This window comes from Cedecea colo, from assembly GCF_011808225.1.
In the GTDB taxonomy this organism is placed as follows: Bacteria; Pseudomonadota; Gammaproteobacteria; order Enterobacterales; family Enterobacteriaceae; genus Dryocola; species Dryocola colo.
The window spans coordinates 738035-753420 of record NZ_SOYS01000001.1 but is presented as its reverse complement, the minus strand read 5'-3'; the positions used below and the strand labels follow the sequence as shown (position 1 = coordinate 753420).

Annotated in this window: 13 protein-coding genes; 7 read left to right on the top strand and 6 right to left on the bottom strand. The window is 53.9% G+C overall.

What is annotated here, in order from left to right:
* Positions 1–62: 62 nt before the first annotated feature.
* Positions 63–1070, bottom strand: a complete 1008-nt coding sequence (locus E2L00_RS03380) for a LacI family DNA-binding transcriptional regulator (protein ID WP_167607557.1) — start codon at positions 1068–1070, stop codon at positions 63–65.
* Positions 1071–1256: 186 nt separating this feature from the next.
* On the opposite strand from E2L00_RS03380, the gene E2L00_RS03375 reads away from it, so the two are divergent.
* On the top strand, positions 1257–2354 hold the full coding sequence (locus E2L00_RS03375; RefSeq protein WP_167606976.1) for a glycoside hydrolase 5 family protein: 1098 nt from the start codon (positions 1257–1259) through the stop codon (positions 2352–2354).
* A 71-nt stretch (positions 2355–2425) separates the two neighbouring features.
* A complete protein-coding gene (locus E2L00_RS03370; protein ID WP_167606973.1) occupies positions 2426–3826 on the top strand; it encodes an MFS transporter in 1401 nt (466 codons plus the stop codon).
* A 63-nt stretch (positions 3827–3889) separates the two neighbouring features.
* On the opposite strand, the gene celB is transcribed toward E2L00_RS03370, so the two are convergent.
* The 3 genes from celB to E2L00_RS03355 form a co-directional block, all read right to left on the bottom strand.
* On the bottom strand, positions 3890–5254 hold the full coding sequence (gene celB / locus E2L00_RS03365) for a PTS cellobiose transporter subunit IIC (RefSeq protein ID WP_420808826.1): 1365 nt from the start codon (positions 5252–5254) through the stop codon (positions 3890–3892).
* 88 nt (positions 5255–5342) lie between these two features.
* Positions 5343–6650, bottom strand: a complete 1308-nt coding sequence (locus E2L00_RS03360; RefSeq protein WP_167606970.1) for a 6-phospho-beta-glucosidase — start codon at positions 6648–6650, stop codon at positions 5343–5345.
* Positions 6651–6667: 17 nt separating this feature from the next.
* Positions 6668–6973 carry a PTS sugar transporter subunit IIB gene (locus E2L00_RS03355; protein ID WP_167606967.1) on the bottom strand — a complete coding sequence of 102 codons (306 nt, stop codon included), beginning with the start codon at positions 6971–6973 and terminating at the stop codon, positions 6668–6670.
* A 271-nt stretch (positions 6974–7244) separates the two neighbouring features.
* Between E2L00_RS03355 and E2L00_RS03350 the strand changes: the two genes are divergently transcribed.
* Both E2L00_RS03350 and E2L00_RS03345 read left to right on the top strand, forming a co-directional pair.
* A complete protein-coding gene (locus E2L00_RS03350; RefSeq protein ID WP_167606964.1) occupies positions 7245–8342 on the top strand; it encodes a MurR/RpiR family transcriptional regulator in 1098 nt (365 codons plus the stop codon).
* 203 nt (positions 8343–8545) lie between these two features.
* The gene (locus E2L00_RS03345; RefSeq protein WP_167606961.1) at positions 8546–9208 is read left to right on the top strand and encodes a DUF3313 domain-containing protein; all 663 of its coding nucleotides are present in this window, start codon (positions 8546–8548) and stop codon (positions 9206–9208) included.
* 152 nt (positions 9209–9360) lie between these two features.
* On the opposite strand, the gene E2L00_RS03340 is transcribed toward E2L00_RS03345, so the two are convergent.
* The gene (locus tag E2L00_RS03340) at positions 9361–10260 is read right to left on the bottom strand and encodes a DMT family transporter (RefSeq protein WP_167606959.1); all 900 of its coding nucleotides are present in this window, start codon (positions 10258–10260) and stop codon (positions 9361–9363) included.
* Positions 10261–10439: 179 nt separating this feature from the next.
* Between E2L00_RS03340 and E2L00_RS03335 the strand changes: the two genes are divergently transcribed.
* Positions 10440–11309, top strand: coding sequence for an AraC family transcriptional regulator (locus tag E2L00_RS03335; protein ID WP_167606956.1), 870 nt, complete (start codon positions 10440–10442; stop codon positions 11307–11309).
* Here E2L00_RS03335 and E2L00_RS03330 read toward each other — a convergent pair.
* A complete protein-coding gene (locus E2L00_RS03330) occupies positions 11292–12455 on the bottom strand; it encodes a benzoate/H(+) symporter BenE family transporter (RefSeq protein WP_167606953.1) in 1164 nt (387 codons plus the stop codon). The genes E2L00_RS03335 and E2L00_RS03330 overlap by 18 nt on opposite strands.
* Positions 12456–12552: 97 nt before the next feature.
* Here E2L00_RS03330 and E2L00_RS03325 point away from each other — a divergent pair, with 97 nt between their 5' ends.
* Both E2L00_RS03325 and E2L00_RS03320 read left to right on the top strand, forming a co-directional pair.
* Positions 12553–13080 carry a helix-turn-helix domain-containing protein gene (locus E2L00_RS03325; RefSeq protein WP_167606950.1) on the top strand — a complete coding sequence of 176 codons (528 nt, stop codon included), beginning with the start codon at positions 12553–12555 and terminating at the stop codon, positions 13078–13080.
* Between the two features lie 123 nt (positions 13081–13203).
* On the top strand, positions 13204–15174 hold the full coding sequence (locus tag E2L00_RS03320; protein WP_167606947.1) for a peptidase U32 family protein: 1971 nt from the start codon (positions 13204–13206) through the stop codon (positions 15172–15174).
* The last annotated feature ends 212 nt before the right edge of the window (positions 15175–15386 follow it).

Genomic DNA, 15386 nt, shown 5'->3' with positions numbered 1-15386 from the left:
GTTTTCCTGACCGCAAAAAGCCCTGCCGCGTAAAACGTCAGGGCTTTTTTATGCGGCGGATTTTAGCGTTGCGTGGAGCCGCGAATCTTTAATTTCCCCGCCATCGTCACGCGAGTCGCGTTGTCTTCTCCCTGACAAAGATACTCGACGGCCATGCGTCCCAGTTCGGTGTAGGGCAACTGCACGCTGGTAAGTTTCGGCGTTAGCTGATCGGCAATACGCTGGTCATCGTACCCGGCCACCATCACCTGCTGCGGCACCTGAATATTAAGCTGGGCCAGCGCCTGGTAGCAGCCCAGCGTCATCCAGTCGCTGGCGCAGAAGATGGCGTCCGGCGGTGTCGGTAACTGCATTACCTGACGGGTAGCGCGCAGCGTTTCGTCAATCTGCCAGTTAGTTTTGACCACCAGTTGTTGATCAAACGGAAGGCCGGATTTTTCAAGCGCGGCTTTGTAGCCGGCGAGGCGCTGGTGCGAGGCGTCCATCCAGTCATCGCCGGTAATATGGGCAATGCGCGTGGCGCCGTTTTCGATAAGATGACGGGTCATCTGAAGCGCGTTCGCGTAATCGTCGGGTAAAAAAGTGGGTTGCAGCGGGTAAGCATGGTCGTAAACGTTGAGCAACACCAGCGGCAGCGGAGTGCAATTCTCAAAGACGGAAAAATCGATGGCACTGGTAATGGGCGAGGCGAGAATAATCCCGGCGCAGCGACGTTGTTCCAGCTGCCTGATGATGCGCAACGCCAGTTCGTTATCGTCGCCATAATCATAAATCGTCAGCAGCGCGTCGTAACGCCAGGCTGCATCCCGGGCCTGGCTTAGCGCATCGACAAAAGGATCGTAGCTCGGCATCGCATTTATCAACACTGCAATCTCTTCCTGGCCTTCCGGCTTATGCGGCGCGGGGATTTTTTTATAGCCAAGCCGCTGGGCCGCCGCGATTACGCGCTGGCGCGTCTCTTCGCTGAGTTTGATGCTCTGCGCATTATTTAAAATTAACGATACCGTCGCCTGGGAAACCCCGGCCTCACGGGCGACATCGGTCATTGTAATTTTGCTTTTCTTATCCATTGCCTTAGCCATCTGCTGCCTTTCCGTGGGCACTATAACACAGGGTGCTGATAGTCACGTCGCGGGCCGGCGGGGATCGCCAAAATGTGATCCTGTCGACAATTGCCGTATCCAGTACTTGCGCCGGATAACGCTACTAATAAATATTAGCTAATAATATTAGCAAGGCGATGAAACGGAGAACCTATGAGACAGCAGTGGACTAAACAGCAGGCAAATGAGTGGCAGCAGCAGCAGGGCTGGATGTGCGGTTTTAATTATTTACCGCGCACGGCGGTGAACTGGACGGATCTATGGCAGGCGGAAACCTTTGATGCTGAGACCATTGATGAAGAGCTGGGTTGGGCGCAGGCCGCAGGCTATACCACGCTGCGTACCAACCTGCCTTTTATCGTCTGGCAGCACGACCGCCAGGGGCTGATTGAGCGTATCGATACTTTTCTGAGCATTGCGCAAAAGCACAATATCCGCGTCATGCTCACGCTGATGGACGACTGCGGCTTTTCCGGTGACGAACCTTATCTGGGGGAGCAGAAAGCGCCTGTGCCGGGCAAACATAACAGCCAGGCAGCGGCAAGCCCCGGGCGAGATAAAGTCTGCGATCCTGGCGTCTGGCCGGAAATAGAACGCTATGTGCGCGACATTGTGAAAACCTTCCGCGAAGACCGCCGCATACTCGTCTGGGATCTGTATAACGAACCCGGCAACCGCGGTACCTTCGCAACCGGTGTTGAAGAGGTGCTTTATGATGAGAGGCTGGAGTCGTTTGCCCTGGAATTAATGACCCAATCCTTCGTATGGGCGCGTGATGAAGATCCTTCTCAGCCGTTGACCGTCGGTGCCTGGCATTTAAGCCTGATCGATCACGACCAGCCGGAAGAAGAATTCTTTCGCCATCCAATCGATCGGGCTGCGCTGCGGTTATCGGATGTGGTGAGCTATCACGCCTATGTCCCGACCGCCAAAATGGTGCGGGCGATAAGAGTGATGGAGCAACTGGGCCGTCCGATTATGTGCACCGAGTGGCTGGCAAGACATGTCGGTGCCAATTTTGAAGAACAGCTACCTCTGATGCACGCGTGTAACGTTGTGCCTTATCAGTGGGGGTTGGTGCGGGGTAAAACGCAAACTTACATGCCATGGCCGATTTATTTGAAAAAGCGCGAGGATTACGCTCATCTCTGGTTCCATGACGTATTTGACGAACACGGTATTCCCTTCCGCCGTGCGGAAATAGATTTAGTATCGCGGCTGAGTAAGACAGGCTTACATCCACGCGGATAAATCACTTTCTCATGCTTCATCATAATAATGTTCACCCCGGTATCGCTGCCGGGGTATAAGAGGCGACGACGATGACAATGGCAATGAAAATTCCTGGCAGAGAATTATGGTCTTATTTTGGTTATGGTTTAGGACAGTGCTTTAGTTTTGGTTTGGTGGGTTCTTTTATTAACTATTTTTATACCGACGTGCTGGGGATCTCCGCGCTGGCGGCGAGTACCATCTTTCTTGTTGCGCGCGCGTGGGATGCGATTCACGATCCGTTTTTCGCCAGTATTATGGACACCATGAACTCTCGTTTCGGCAAATTCCGCCATTTTATGCTGCTGGCACCTTTGCTGATTACGGTTATGACGCTGGCCTCGTTTTATAGTATTGACGCGCCAATGAGCACCAAAATTATTTACGCGGGCGTGACCTATATTTTATGGGGCACGCTGTATGCGATATCCGATATTCCTTTCTGGTCAATGTCGTCGGTGATGAGCGATCAGCCGCGCGAAAGAACGAAGGCGGTAACCGCTGCGGTGCTCGGCGTTAATGCAGGCATAGCCTGCGCGAATATTTTCTTCCCAAGGCTAACGGCTTTCTTCGCACCGTACTCCAATGACCATGGTTATTTTATGGCGGTGCTGGTAATGATGGTTATCGGCATGCTGTTAATGATTAACGGCTTCTTTAACGTCAAAGAACGCGTGCCGCCCAGTCATGAAAAAGTGACCATACGCGACACTTTCCGCAATCTGCGGCATAACAAACCGTTATTTTTTGTGCTGGCCGCTTTTTTCTTCTGCGTGCTGCATAATATTGCCAACGGCATTTATATCTATTTCTTTATTTACAATATGGGCGACGGCGGGCTACAGGCGGCAATTGGTATTATCGGCATTATTGCGGCGCTTGCCTGTCTGCTGGCGCCGGTATTGACGCGGCGTTATAAGAAGCGTTCATTGTTTATCGCCCTTTGTGCGCTGGATATTCTGGTAAGGATTGTTCTGTGGTTCGTCGGTTACCAAAGCCTGACCATACTATTTATTCTGCTGGGGCTAAGTGCGCTGTTTGTTATGATGAGCAACCTGTTTACCTCGGCGATGATCGTCGACACCATCGAATATGCGGAATATCACTCCAATAAGCGCTGCGCCGCAATCACCTTTTCCGGCCAGACCTTTACCGGGAAAATGTCTGTGGCGGTGGGCGGTGGACTGATTGGGGTTTACCTGACGGCAATCGGTTATGTTCCGCAGGCCGCCACGCAAACCGAGAGCGTACTCAACGGGCTGTTTTTCGGCATCAGCCTGCTGCCTGCTATCGGCTCGCTGATCCGCATCGGCTTTATGTGGTTCTTTGATTTCACAGAAGACAAACACGCGGAGGTCAGCCGCCTGCTTGCGCAACGACGCGCAGACGTAGCAGAACCGGCGTCACAGGAAACGAATAACGACGTGACAGAACCGGTTTATCAGCGCTGACCGGCTATCCGCAAAGCAAAAAGCCCTGCCGCGTAAAACGCCAGGGCTTTTTTATACTGGAGATTAAGTTGCGCTGCGCTGCGTTAAGGCCTCAGCTTCAGCCTCCTGCGGCGCTAGGCTTGCCCGCTCCTCGCGGTATTTCAGGTTATCCCAGATGCGGAAGAACGGATAATACATCACCAGCGAAATCCCCAGGTTAACAATCTGCAATACCGATCCGGAAATATGTCCGCCTGTTGCAAGGTAGCCGCTGACTACAATCGGCGTGGTAAACGGTAGCGCGATCCCCGCAGGCTTCGCCACCAGGCCGGTGGTCATGGCGATATAAGAAACAATCACCAGCACCACTGGCGTGAGGATAAACGGCACCACCAAATACGGGTTCATCACGATAGGAATGCCGAATACCATCGGCTCGCTGATATTAAACAGGCTGCCCGGCGCCGCGATTTTACCCAGCTGTTTCATCTGGGCGCTACGGCTGCGGATCAGCATGAAAATCACCAGTCCCAGCAGGGCGCCGGTGCCTCCTGGCGCAATCCACAGATCGTAAAACTGCTGCGTGATGATATGCGGAATAGGCAGACCGTTCTGAAACGCTTCGAGGTTTTCCGACATATTGCTCAGCCAGACCGGGCGGATAAAGACCAGTACGATAGTGTCGCCGTGCAGGCCCAGCATCCACAGAATACCAATCAGCAGTACCGAGATAATCATGCCCGGCAGGGAACCGCCAACGTGGCTCATCGGAATGCCCACCAGTTCCGTTATCAGGGTATTGATATCGCCAAACGGCGTCGCTTCAACCAGCAGACGCAGAGCCAGCACGACCGCCAGAACACAGAAGCCGGGAATTAAGGCGAGGAAAGATTTTGCTACCGCAGGCGGCACGCCTTCCGGCATACGGATAACCAGGTTGCGGTTATTGATAAAGCGATAAATTTCAGTGGAAAGCAGGGCGATAAGAATCGCGACGAACAGGCCCTGGCTACCAATCTGGCCCATTGGCAGCACGCCTTTAACCAGCTGTGCCGTGGACGCCGTCGCGGGAGTGAACATAATGTGCTGAGGAATAGTCATGATGAACGCCACCAGCGAGACGGCACCGGCGGTGAGCGGATCGATAGTGCGGTATTTTTCCGCCAGACGATAAGCGATGCCGAAGGCGGAGATAATCGCCATGATGTCGTAGGTAGCCTTCACCGGATACAGCACTTTTTCCTGCCACGCAGGGCCGAACAGACCGCTCATCATCTGCGCATAACCGGGCACCGGTAAATAAGCGAAGATGAGGAAAAATGAGCCGATCAGCATAAACGGCATATTAAGAATAATACCGTCACGTACGGATAAAACGTGCTTTTGCCCGGCGATTTTCAGCGCCGTAGGCAGCACGTATTTTTCAATGATGGATTTATTGACTGACACAGACACCCCCTACCCGCGGCAGAATCTGCCGACCGGGTATTATCATTTTTTGTGATTTACGCCCGTACCGACGGGCAGTGCGCCAGAATCACGATCGGCCGCTAAACTGCGGCAACCACGCTTGGTTAATGCTGAGTACTTCATCGACCAGCGTCGAGGCCAGATTCACATCCGCGACCAGCGGGTTGGCCACCAGCGCCAGCAGCGCCTTGCGTTTATCGCCATGAACGGCCGCTTCAATCGTCAGTCGTTCGAAATCTTTTACCTGTTGCGTCAGGCCGTTCATCAGCGGCGGCAGCTTGCCGAAGGCCAGAGGATGCGCGCCAAGCGCGTCGATCAGGCAGTTCGTTTCAATTACCGCATCGTCCGGCAGCCCCTGAATAGCGCCATTGTTGGCGGTATTGACGACCATTTCAACGCCGAGATTGTTATGCAGGGCATTAATAAGCTCAACCGCGACTTCCGAATAGAAGGAGCCGCCGCGCTGGCTGAGCTCATCCGGCTTTTTATCCAGATTTGGATCGGCATAAAGCTTAAATAACGCCTCTTCCACCTTCATGACCTGCTCTGCACGCGTTCCTTTACTGTCCGCATCGGCCAGCTCATCTTCAAGCATGGTGCGGGTTTGCCAGAAATAGCGGTGATAGGGGCAGGGAATAGCACGCAGCGCGCGCAGCAGATCTGCCGGCCAGGGGATGGCTTTAATGTTATTCATCGAAAGCTGTTCGCCGTCGCACAGCATCTCAAGCACCTCGTCGGTGGCGTCGCGACCATCGGCCAGCACCTTATGCACCCAAACCATATGGTTAAGACCCGCGAAGCGCAGGGTAACGGACGCGTGCGGTAATTTCAGCATGTCGGCAATGGTGTGATGCATGGTCACCGGCACGTTACACAGCCCGATAATTTTCGCCTTGCTGTAGCGCGAAACCGCTTCCGTCACGATACCGGCCGGATTGGTGAAATTGATAATCCATGCCTGTGGCGCCAGGCGTTCCACGCGACGTGCGATATCCAGCATCACCGGAATAGTGCGCAGCGCTTTGGCAAAGCCGCCAACGCCGGTTGTCTCCTGACCCAGCAGCTTGTGGCTTAAGCCAAGGCGTTCGTCAGCCGCGCGAGCGGGAAGCTGCCCGACGCGTAGCTGCGTAAGCACGAAGCTTGCGCCTTTGATTGCCTGGTCCGCATCAAAATGTACGGAGACATTAACCGCCTCCAGCCCGTTCCGATCCAGCATGCGTCGCGCAAGGCGGGCGATAATGTCGACTTTGTGGCGTCCTGCTTCCACATCGACCAGCGCCAGCTCCGCCATTGGCAGAGAAGCATGGCGCTGGATCAGGCCTTCTATCAGTTCCGGGGTATAGCTGCTTCCCCCGCCAATAACGGTAATTTTCATCGTGTTCTCCGTCCGCTTCAGGCCATCAGCGCGATGGCTTTATCCAGCACGCGATCGCCGCGCATGGTGCCGTAATCCATCATGTCGATAACCGCAACGGGCTTCCCAAGCGGTGCGGAAAGCTCGCTCAGGCGTTGCAGCTCAAACTGTACCTGCGGACCGAGCAGTACCACATCGGCGTGACCGAGCTGGCTTTCAATTTCCGCAACCGGGTAAGCATTGATTTCAACCTCCAGGGAGCGCTTTGCTGCTTCCGCTCGCATTTTTTGCACTAGCATACTGGTGGACATTCCCGCCGCGCAGCACAGCATAATCTTTTTCATCACAACTCCTCCCATTTTTGAAAACATATTTCATACATTAGCCGCTTTAAACAGCATGTATGAAAATTATTTTCATGAGTGTGATCGCGATTGGATTATCAGCAAAAGGTATGCCTTTGGCGGAATAATCAGTTCTCAACGAAGAAATAAAAAATTTTAGATTGTATGGCAGAGGAGACGAGGCAGGATAAGAGCATGGATTGAAAAATAATTTCAATGTTCTATGATGGTTTTAACGCGCTGTCGCTGCCATCGAAGGAACCAACCCGTTATGGATATCGTTTATCAACTGGTACAGGGCATGTCTGGCCTGCCTGCGCAAGAATCCCGCCTTGCACGCTTCTTCCTGGAAAATTTTGCGCAAATTCCTGAATCCTCGATGGAAGAAATCGCGCTTAAGGCAGGCGTGAGCCTGGCCACGCTGCAACGCTTCGCCCGCAGCATCGGCTGCGATGATATTAATGATTTTCTCGGTAAAGTACGTCATCAGCAACAGGACAGCAGCCCTCAGGCTCTGCCCGGCGCCACGACTATATTGGGCGATGCCACGTGGGTAGATCCGGGGACGCTGCAAAAGCTGGCCGCCCACGCCGGTATCGGCAGCGACGTTCTGCAAAGGTTCTCGCATTCCACCGGTAAAGAAAGCAGCGGCGATATTCTCAGCCAGATACGCGCGCGCCTGAATGATTTCAGCCAGCAGGAATCTCGCGTGGCACAAACCATTCTTGATGACGTGGGTTTTGCCGCGTCGGCAACTATCGATCGGCTGGCAACCGCTGCGGGAGTCAGCCCGGCGACCATTACCCGCTTTGCGCGAGCGGCAGGCTGTGACGATATTCGCGATCTGCGCATGAAGCTCGCCCAGTGCAGCTCTCCCGTATCGACCGGAACTCTGCCGGCGCCCTGGCAGGAAAAGCTTAACAGCGTACAGGGTTCGCTGAGCGCCCAACTGAGCGAGCTTTCTCCCGCGACGATTACCCGCGCCGTGGAGATGCTCAGTCAAGCCACGGCAACGCATATTTTCAGCGCCAGCGCGGCAGATACGCCTTTTGCCAGCCTGTTGCAGTACCGGCTGCTCACGCTTGGCTATCCGGCAAATCTTTGTCAGGACACCGCGCTGATGAGTATCACCGCGGCGATGCTTGGCGCAGGGCAGGTACTGGTAATTTTTGCGGGACATGCGCCAGAGAATGCCTTACTAGCGGCAATGCATCAGGCGCGGCGAAAAGGGGCCGCTATTATCGTTATCACCCATGATGAACGTACCTTTATGCAGCAGCACGATATTATATTACCGTTAATAAATAATGATTATGGATCGTTATTTATTATCGATTTGTTATGTGATGGATTAGCGTTGAAAGCTTAATGTTAGCATGCGATGTAATATTTCGGCACGCCGCTGAGATATTATCGGTGCCACGCGAGAATAATTTAAGCAGCTGATTAACTTGTAGTGCGGTAATGCCAGAGTTTAACGGTTAAGCGGTATTACCGCACGTTGCTATATGGTTTAGCCAAATCTTGTTTGCTATAACTAAATGGCTTACACGTAAATCACAGGGATTCAAAATGCGTAATTCCATTTTTTTTAAGGCAGCCTGTCTGTCCGGCCTGCTTGCACTTGCGGGCTGTTCCTCTTCCTTAACGGCCACGGACAAGTATTCTGGTTTTTTAAGAGATTACTCCGGGCTGCAGGAAACAACGTCTCCCACCGGTAAAGCTATTTTACGCTGGGTTGATCCCGATTTTAAAAGCAGCAACTACGATAAGCTTATCTATAACCCGCTTACTTATTACCCGGCGCCTAAGCCAACCACTCAACCTGGGGCGGAAACGCTGGATAAAATCCTGGCTTATGCTAACACCCGGTTAAAAGCAAGCGCCGGGCAGCGCATTCAATTGGTGAGCAAGCCCGGGCCGCGCACCCTGATTTTCCATGGCGCTATTACGGGCGTAGACAGCAGCAAACAGGGATTACAGTTCTACGAAGTGATCCCGGTAGCGATGATCGTTGCGGGCACAGAAGCTGCAACAGGGCACCGCACCATGGAAACGAATCTCTACTTTGAAGGCGAGCTTGTCGACGCTTCCAGCAATAAAGTGGTGATGAAAGTCGTGCGTAAAGGCGAAGGTAAAACGGTGAGCAATGAAAATACGCCGATTACCGTTGAGTCGCTGAAGCCCGTTATCGATGATATGGCTACCGATGCGGCCATGTTTGAAATTAAATAAACGGCAGGGAGCTTCTGTTTTCTTAATAATTTGTCAGAAGCCTTAATGCGTTAAAGATCCTTTCGCAATATTTTTAAAATTAAAAGATTATCTTTTCTGCTTTGCCTTAACTCCCCGAAAATCACGCTTTCCGGGGAGTTACTATCAAACTATTACGCGGTTCTTTTGCGCCAAATGTTAAACATTCCGGGTCTCGAGAACATCACCAGATTACCGGCCAGAATCATCGCCAGGCCTATTACCGCGTTGCTGTGCCAGACATAACCTTCGTATAGCGTTGAAAGGCTTAATGCCACCAGCGGGAAAAGTAACGTGCTGTAGGCCGCCTGGCTTGCGCCGATACGTCCCACCAGCGTGAAATAAGCGCCAAATGCGATGACCGATCCAAATATCGCCAGGTAGAAGAGCGAGCCGAGGTAGCGGACGGAAAGCTCCGGCATAAACGAATCCCCGCGAATCAGGGCAATAACGCCCATAATCGCCGTGCCATAGCACATGGCCCAGGTATTGGTCGATAGCGTTTCCAGCCCGCGGCGCTGATGGCGAGTGCTGATCATATTGCCAAGCGAGAAACCGAACGTCCCCAGCGCGCTAAGAGCAATCCCCAGCAGCAATGCCGGCGCTAACTGCGTTGCAATCAGATCATGCCAGAACAGGGCGACAACGCCCGCGATGCCGAGCGCCGCGGCTGGCAGCAGGTTAGCGTGCGGGCGCTGGCGGAAAAACAACATACTGTTAAAGGCGTTAAACAGCACGGCCATAGAGAAGATGACTGACTCAAGGCCTGAACTTATATAAGCCGCAGCATGATAAAAGCAGTAAAAATTAAAGCCAAACACGCAGGCGCCCTGCAGCAGGCAGAACAGATGATCGCGCAGGCTGAGACGGCGTAAACGCCCCAGCGCGAGCAGTACTACCAGCATCACAGCCGCCGCAACGGCAAAACGCCAGAAAATTGAAACGGGTACCGAAACCACGCCCTGCTGCATGTAAATAGCAATCCAGGTCGTTCCCCAGATAGCCACCACCAGAATATAAAGTACTGCGTTCATGTTGTTATCTCGCTGTCGGACAGAATCGACAGTGTGCAGATAACCTTCAACGCCCGCTTTCATCGCCTTGCTCGACTTGCATAATCTTGCGCATTTTTTTGTTGTCACGGGCTTAATGGCTGGTAACCCGCAGCGGCGCTACATACACTACTGTTCCGGTCCCTAAGCGATATTCAACTATGACTCAGTCGTACCATGCCTTTGAAAATCTCCGTAAGCACAACGCTCGTCTGAATGACAGCGTGCAGCTTGGCTCGGGTATTCAACTGGCGGCCTGGTCAAATCATAACGATCGCGTCACGCAGCTGAGCGATCACCATACGCTTAGCCTGTATATCAACAACGGGTATGAAACCTACCAGAAAACGTCGCGCGGCTGGAAAAACGGCGGCGGTCCGGACCGGTTTTGCCTGATGCCGCAGGACAGCGAAACAACCTGGGATATTCGTAACGATTTCTCGTTTGTACACCTGTACTGTACGGATGCGCACCTGCGCCATATCGCCGGGCAGGTCTGGGACCGCAGCCCGGCAAGCCTGCAAATAGATGAAAAGATCTTTGCCAGCGATCCGCGTATCACGCAGCTTTATCGTCATTTTTTGCTGAGCAGCAGCTGGCAGCAGAGCGCGAACCATATGACGTTAAGCACCGCCTCGACTCTGCTGCTTACCCATCTGGTGCAAAACTACAGCAGCGTGCAGTGGCGCTTGCCCGTAGTGCGCGGCGGGCTGGCTCCGGTAGTGTTGCGCAATATTCAGGCTTACATCGAACAGCATCTTGCTGACCCGTTAACGCTGGCCGAACTGGCGCTTGAGGCAGGGTTAAGCGAATTTCATTTCGCGAGGATGTTTAAACAATCTACGCAGTTGGCCCCGCACCAGTACGTAATGCAGCGGCGTATGGCGCGGGCGGAAACGCTTGTGCGTCATAGCGCACTGTCGTTAACGGATATTGCAATGGCCTGCGGCTTTAGCTCCGCCAGCCATTTCAGCAACCGCTTTAAAGCCACGCTTGGCGTCACGCCTTCGCAGCTACGCTCGGCGGGCTGAAAATACGCCGTAGCAAATTCCGCCCGCAATCAATCCCCAGAAAGCAGAACCTGTCCCCGCAAGCGTAAGCCCCGATGCCGTGACCAGAAAGGTAACGATCGCCGCATCGCGTTCCCGCTCATGGCTTAGCGCCTGATGCAAACTGCCTGCGAGGGTACTTAGTAAGGCAAGTCCGGCAAGGGTGTGAATAAAGGCCAGGGGCAGGGCGGTCAGCAATGCTGAAATCGAGCCGCCAAAAATCCCGGCCAGCAGATAAAACACGCCAGCCGCGGCGGCGGCCAACCATCTTTTAGCCGGGTCCGGGTGCGCTTGCGCTCCCTGACAAATTGCTGCCGTAATTGCCGCGATACAAATAGAAAACACGCCAAAAGGCGCGAGCAACAGGGCAATAACCGCGGTGACAACAATCAGCGGCGAAACCGGAACGTGGTAACCAGAGGCTTTAAGCGTCGCCACGCCGGGTGCATTTTGCGACGTCATGGTGACCAGAAAAAACGGCAGGCCCACGCTGAGTAAACTGCTAAGGGAAAAGTGCGGCGCGGTGAATACTGGCATCACGACATCCAGCGGTACACTTTCGGTTTTAAGCTCGCCGGTCGCCAGGCTAATGACTAAGCCTGCTACCAGCGCCGCAACAACCGCGTAGCGCGGGGCGCAGGCCTTTGCCAGCAGCCAGCTAATCAACATCGAGCCGCATAATAAAAAGTGACCCTGTAACGATACGAAGGCGTCCAGCCCAAAGCGCAGCAGGATCCCCGCCAGCATCGCCGCAGAAAGGGTATGGGGAATAAGACGCATCAGGCGAGCGAATAAGCCGGTGGCAGCGCAAATTAAAATGAGCGCTGAGGCAAAGATAAATACGCCAACGGCTTCGTTTAGCGTACTGCCATGTAAGCTGGTGGCCAGCAGTGCCGCACCGGGCGTGGACCAGGCGGTAAGGATGGGCGCGCGATACCACAGCGTCAGCGCCAGCGTGCTGATCCCCATGCCGATGCCGAGCATTGTCAGCCAGCCTGCGATTTGCTGTATATCCGCTCCGGCAGCCTCCGCCGCCTGCCAGATGATGGCCGCTGAGCTGGCGTAGCCCACCAGCACGGCAACAAATCCTGCAAGCACCGTAGGTAACGGAACCGGGAAGGCGCGCATAAAAACCTCGCTGTGCGTTATAACGTCCGACGGACTATAGCATCGTGCGTTATAGCGTACAAGGCGCTATAATCTGCCTGCTGATAAGGAGAGAAAGATGGATATTGCCGCCCACTTAAGCGCGAAACTGAAAGCACTGCGCCAGGCGCGAGGCTGGAGCCTGTCACTGGCCGCAGAAAAAACGGGCGTGTCAAAGGCCATGCTCGGCCAGATCGAACGTAACGAATCCAGCCCCACGGTGGCGACCTTATGGAAAATAGCCACCGGTCTGAACGTACCGTTTTCGGTATTTATCGCGTCGGGCGAGCTGCCGGAGCGTCCGGTATTCGATCCACAAAACAGCGATATGGTTGTGGTGCCGCTTTTTCCCTACGATGACCATCTGCGCTTTGACCTCTTTTCCATCACGCTCGCGCCGGGCGCGCTGAGCGAGTCATCCCCGCATGATACCGGCGTTATTGAGCATGTGACGGTGATTAGCGGCGCGCTGGATATGCAGGTTCAGGGAAAGTGGCAGACGCTACGGGCAGGTGAAGGTTTACGCTTCGCAGGGGATAAAGCGCACAGCTACCGCAACGGCGGACTTGCGCGGGTACATTTTCATTCGTTGATCCACTATCCGTAATTTCCCGCGTCCGCTAGGGCATCTTTTTATGAAAGTCCTCAACCTCGAAGCGGGCTCTGTTTTTACCCGTCCTTTCTGACTACAATAGCCGCCTTTCGCCTACAAACAGAAAAACGACGAACTATGCGCCTGCACGCTAATCATCTTGAACTACTCAGTCCCGCCCGTGATACCGACATCGCCCGTGAAGCTATTTTGCACGGCGCCGACGCCGTATATATCGGCGGCCCTGGTTTTGGCGCTCGCCACAATGCCGGTAACAGCCTGCGCGATCTTGCCGAACTGGTGCCTTTTGCCCATCGCTTCGGAGCTAAGATTTTTGTCACGCTGAATACCATTCTGCATGACAACGAGCTGGAACCCGCGCGGCTGATGATTCACGATCTTTACCAGGCAGGCGTTGATGCGCTGATTGTCCAGGATATGGGCGTGCTGGAAATGGATCTGCCGCCGATTGAGCTGCATGCCAGCACCCAGTGCGATATCCGCAGCGTGGAAAAGGCGAAGTTCCTCTCCGACGTTGGTTTCTCGCAGATAGTTCTGGCTCGCGAGCTGAATCTGGACCAGATCCGCGCCATTCATCAGAACGTTGACGCGACGATAGAATTCTTTATTCACGGCGCGCTGTGCGTGGCGTACTCCGGCCAGTGCAATATCTCGCATGCCCAGACGGGGCGCAGCGCCAACCGTGGCGATTGTTCTCAGGCCTGCCGTCTGCCGTATACCCTGAAAGACGAGCAGGGGCGCGTTGTCGCGTTTGAAAAACACCTGCTGTCGATGAAAGATAACGACCAGAGCGCGAACCTTGCGGCGCTGGTGGATGCGGGCGTGCGCTCCTTCAAAATCGAAGGACGTTATAAGGATATGAGCTATGTGAAGAATATCACCGCATATTATCGCCAGCTCCTTGATGAACTAATGGAAAATCGCACGGACCTGCGGCGCGCTTCCGCAGGCGTAACTTCGCATTTCTTTATCCCTTCGCCGGACAAAACCTTCCATCGCGGCAGCACGGACTACTTCGTTAACGAGCGCAAAATTGATATCGGCGCGTTCGATTCGCCTAAGTTTGTTGGCCTGCCGGTGGGCGAGGTGCTCAAAGTCGGCAAAGATCATCTGGACGTCGCCGTCACCGATGCCAACACGCTGACAAACGGCGATGGGCTGAACGTGCTGATCAAACGTGAAATCGTCGGCTTCCGCGCCAACACCGTGGAGAAAACCGGTAAAAATCAGTACCGCGTATGGCCAAACGAGATGCCGGACACGCTGAAAAATGTGCGGCCGCATCATCCGCTTAACCGCAACCTCGACCACAACTGGCAGCAGGCGTTGCTGAAAACCTCCAGCGAACGCCGTGTGGCGGTGGATATGGAACTGTCCGGTTGGGAAGAGCAGCTTGTCCTGACGCTGACGAGCGAAGAGGGTACAAGCGTAACGCACACGCTTGAGGGCCAGTTTGCAGCCGCTAACAACCCGCAGAAAGCCTATGACAGCCTGCGCGATGGCCTGACGAAACTGGGGCAGACTATGTATTCCGCCCGGGCGGTAAATATCACTTTGCCTGCGCCCTTATTCGTGCCGAACGGCCAGTTAAACCAGCTGCGACGTGACGCCGTGGATGCTTTGACGCAAGCGCGTTTGCAGCAGTATCAGCGTGGCTCGCGTAAAGCGGTCTCCGTTCCGGCTCCCGTTTATCCGGATGAGCATCTCACTTTCCTGGCCAACGTCTACAACCACAAAGCGCGCGAGTTCTACCAGCGTTACGGCGTGAAACTTATTGATGCCGCTTATGAAGCACATGAAGAGAAAGGCGATGTACCGGTGATGATCACCAAGCATTGCCTGCGCTTTGCCTTTAACCTCTGCCCAAAACAGGCGAAAGGCAATATCAAAAGCTGGCGCGCAACGCCGATGCAGCTGGTGCACGGGGATGAAGTGCTGACCCTGAAATTTGACTGCCGCCCCTGCGAGATGCACGTTATCGGCAAAATGAAAAATCACATCCTGAAGATGCCGTTGCCCGGCAGCATCGTGGCGACGATCAGTCCGGATGAACTGATGAAGACGCTGCCGAAAAAAGCAAAAAGCTAATTTCCCTGTTGGCACGCCCTGCGCCTGCGGGGCCGTTTCCTGTATAAAAAACCGATCTTACAGACGCTCATGGTGATGGGCGTTTTTTTCATCTCTTTTCAGCAAAATATATATAAATAATCTATCAATTTCGTCATCTGACCGATCAAGCTGTGGGAAATTGGCAGAGCAAAAAAATTACCGTGAATTGTTGCGAACAATATCTAAAGTTT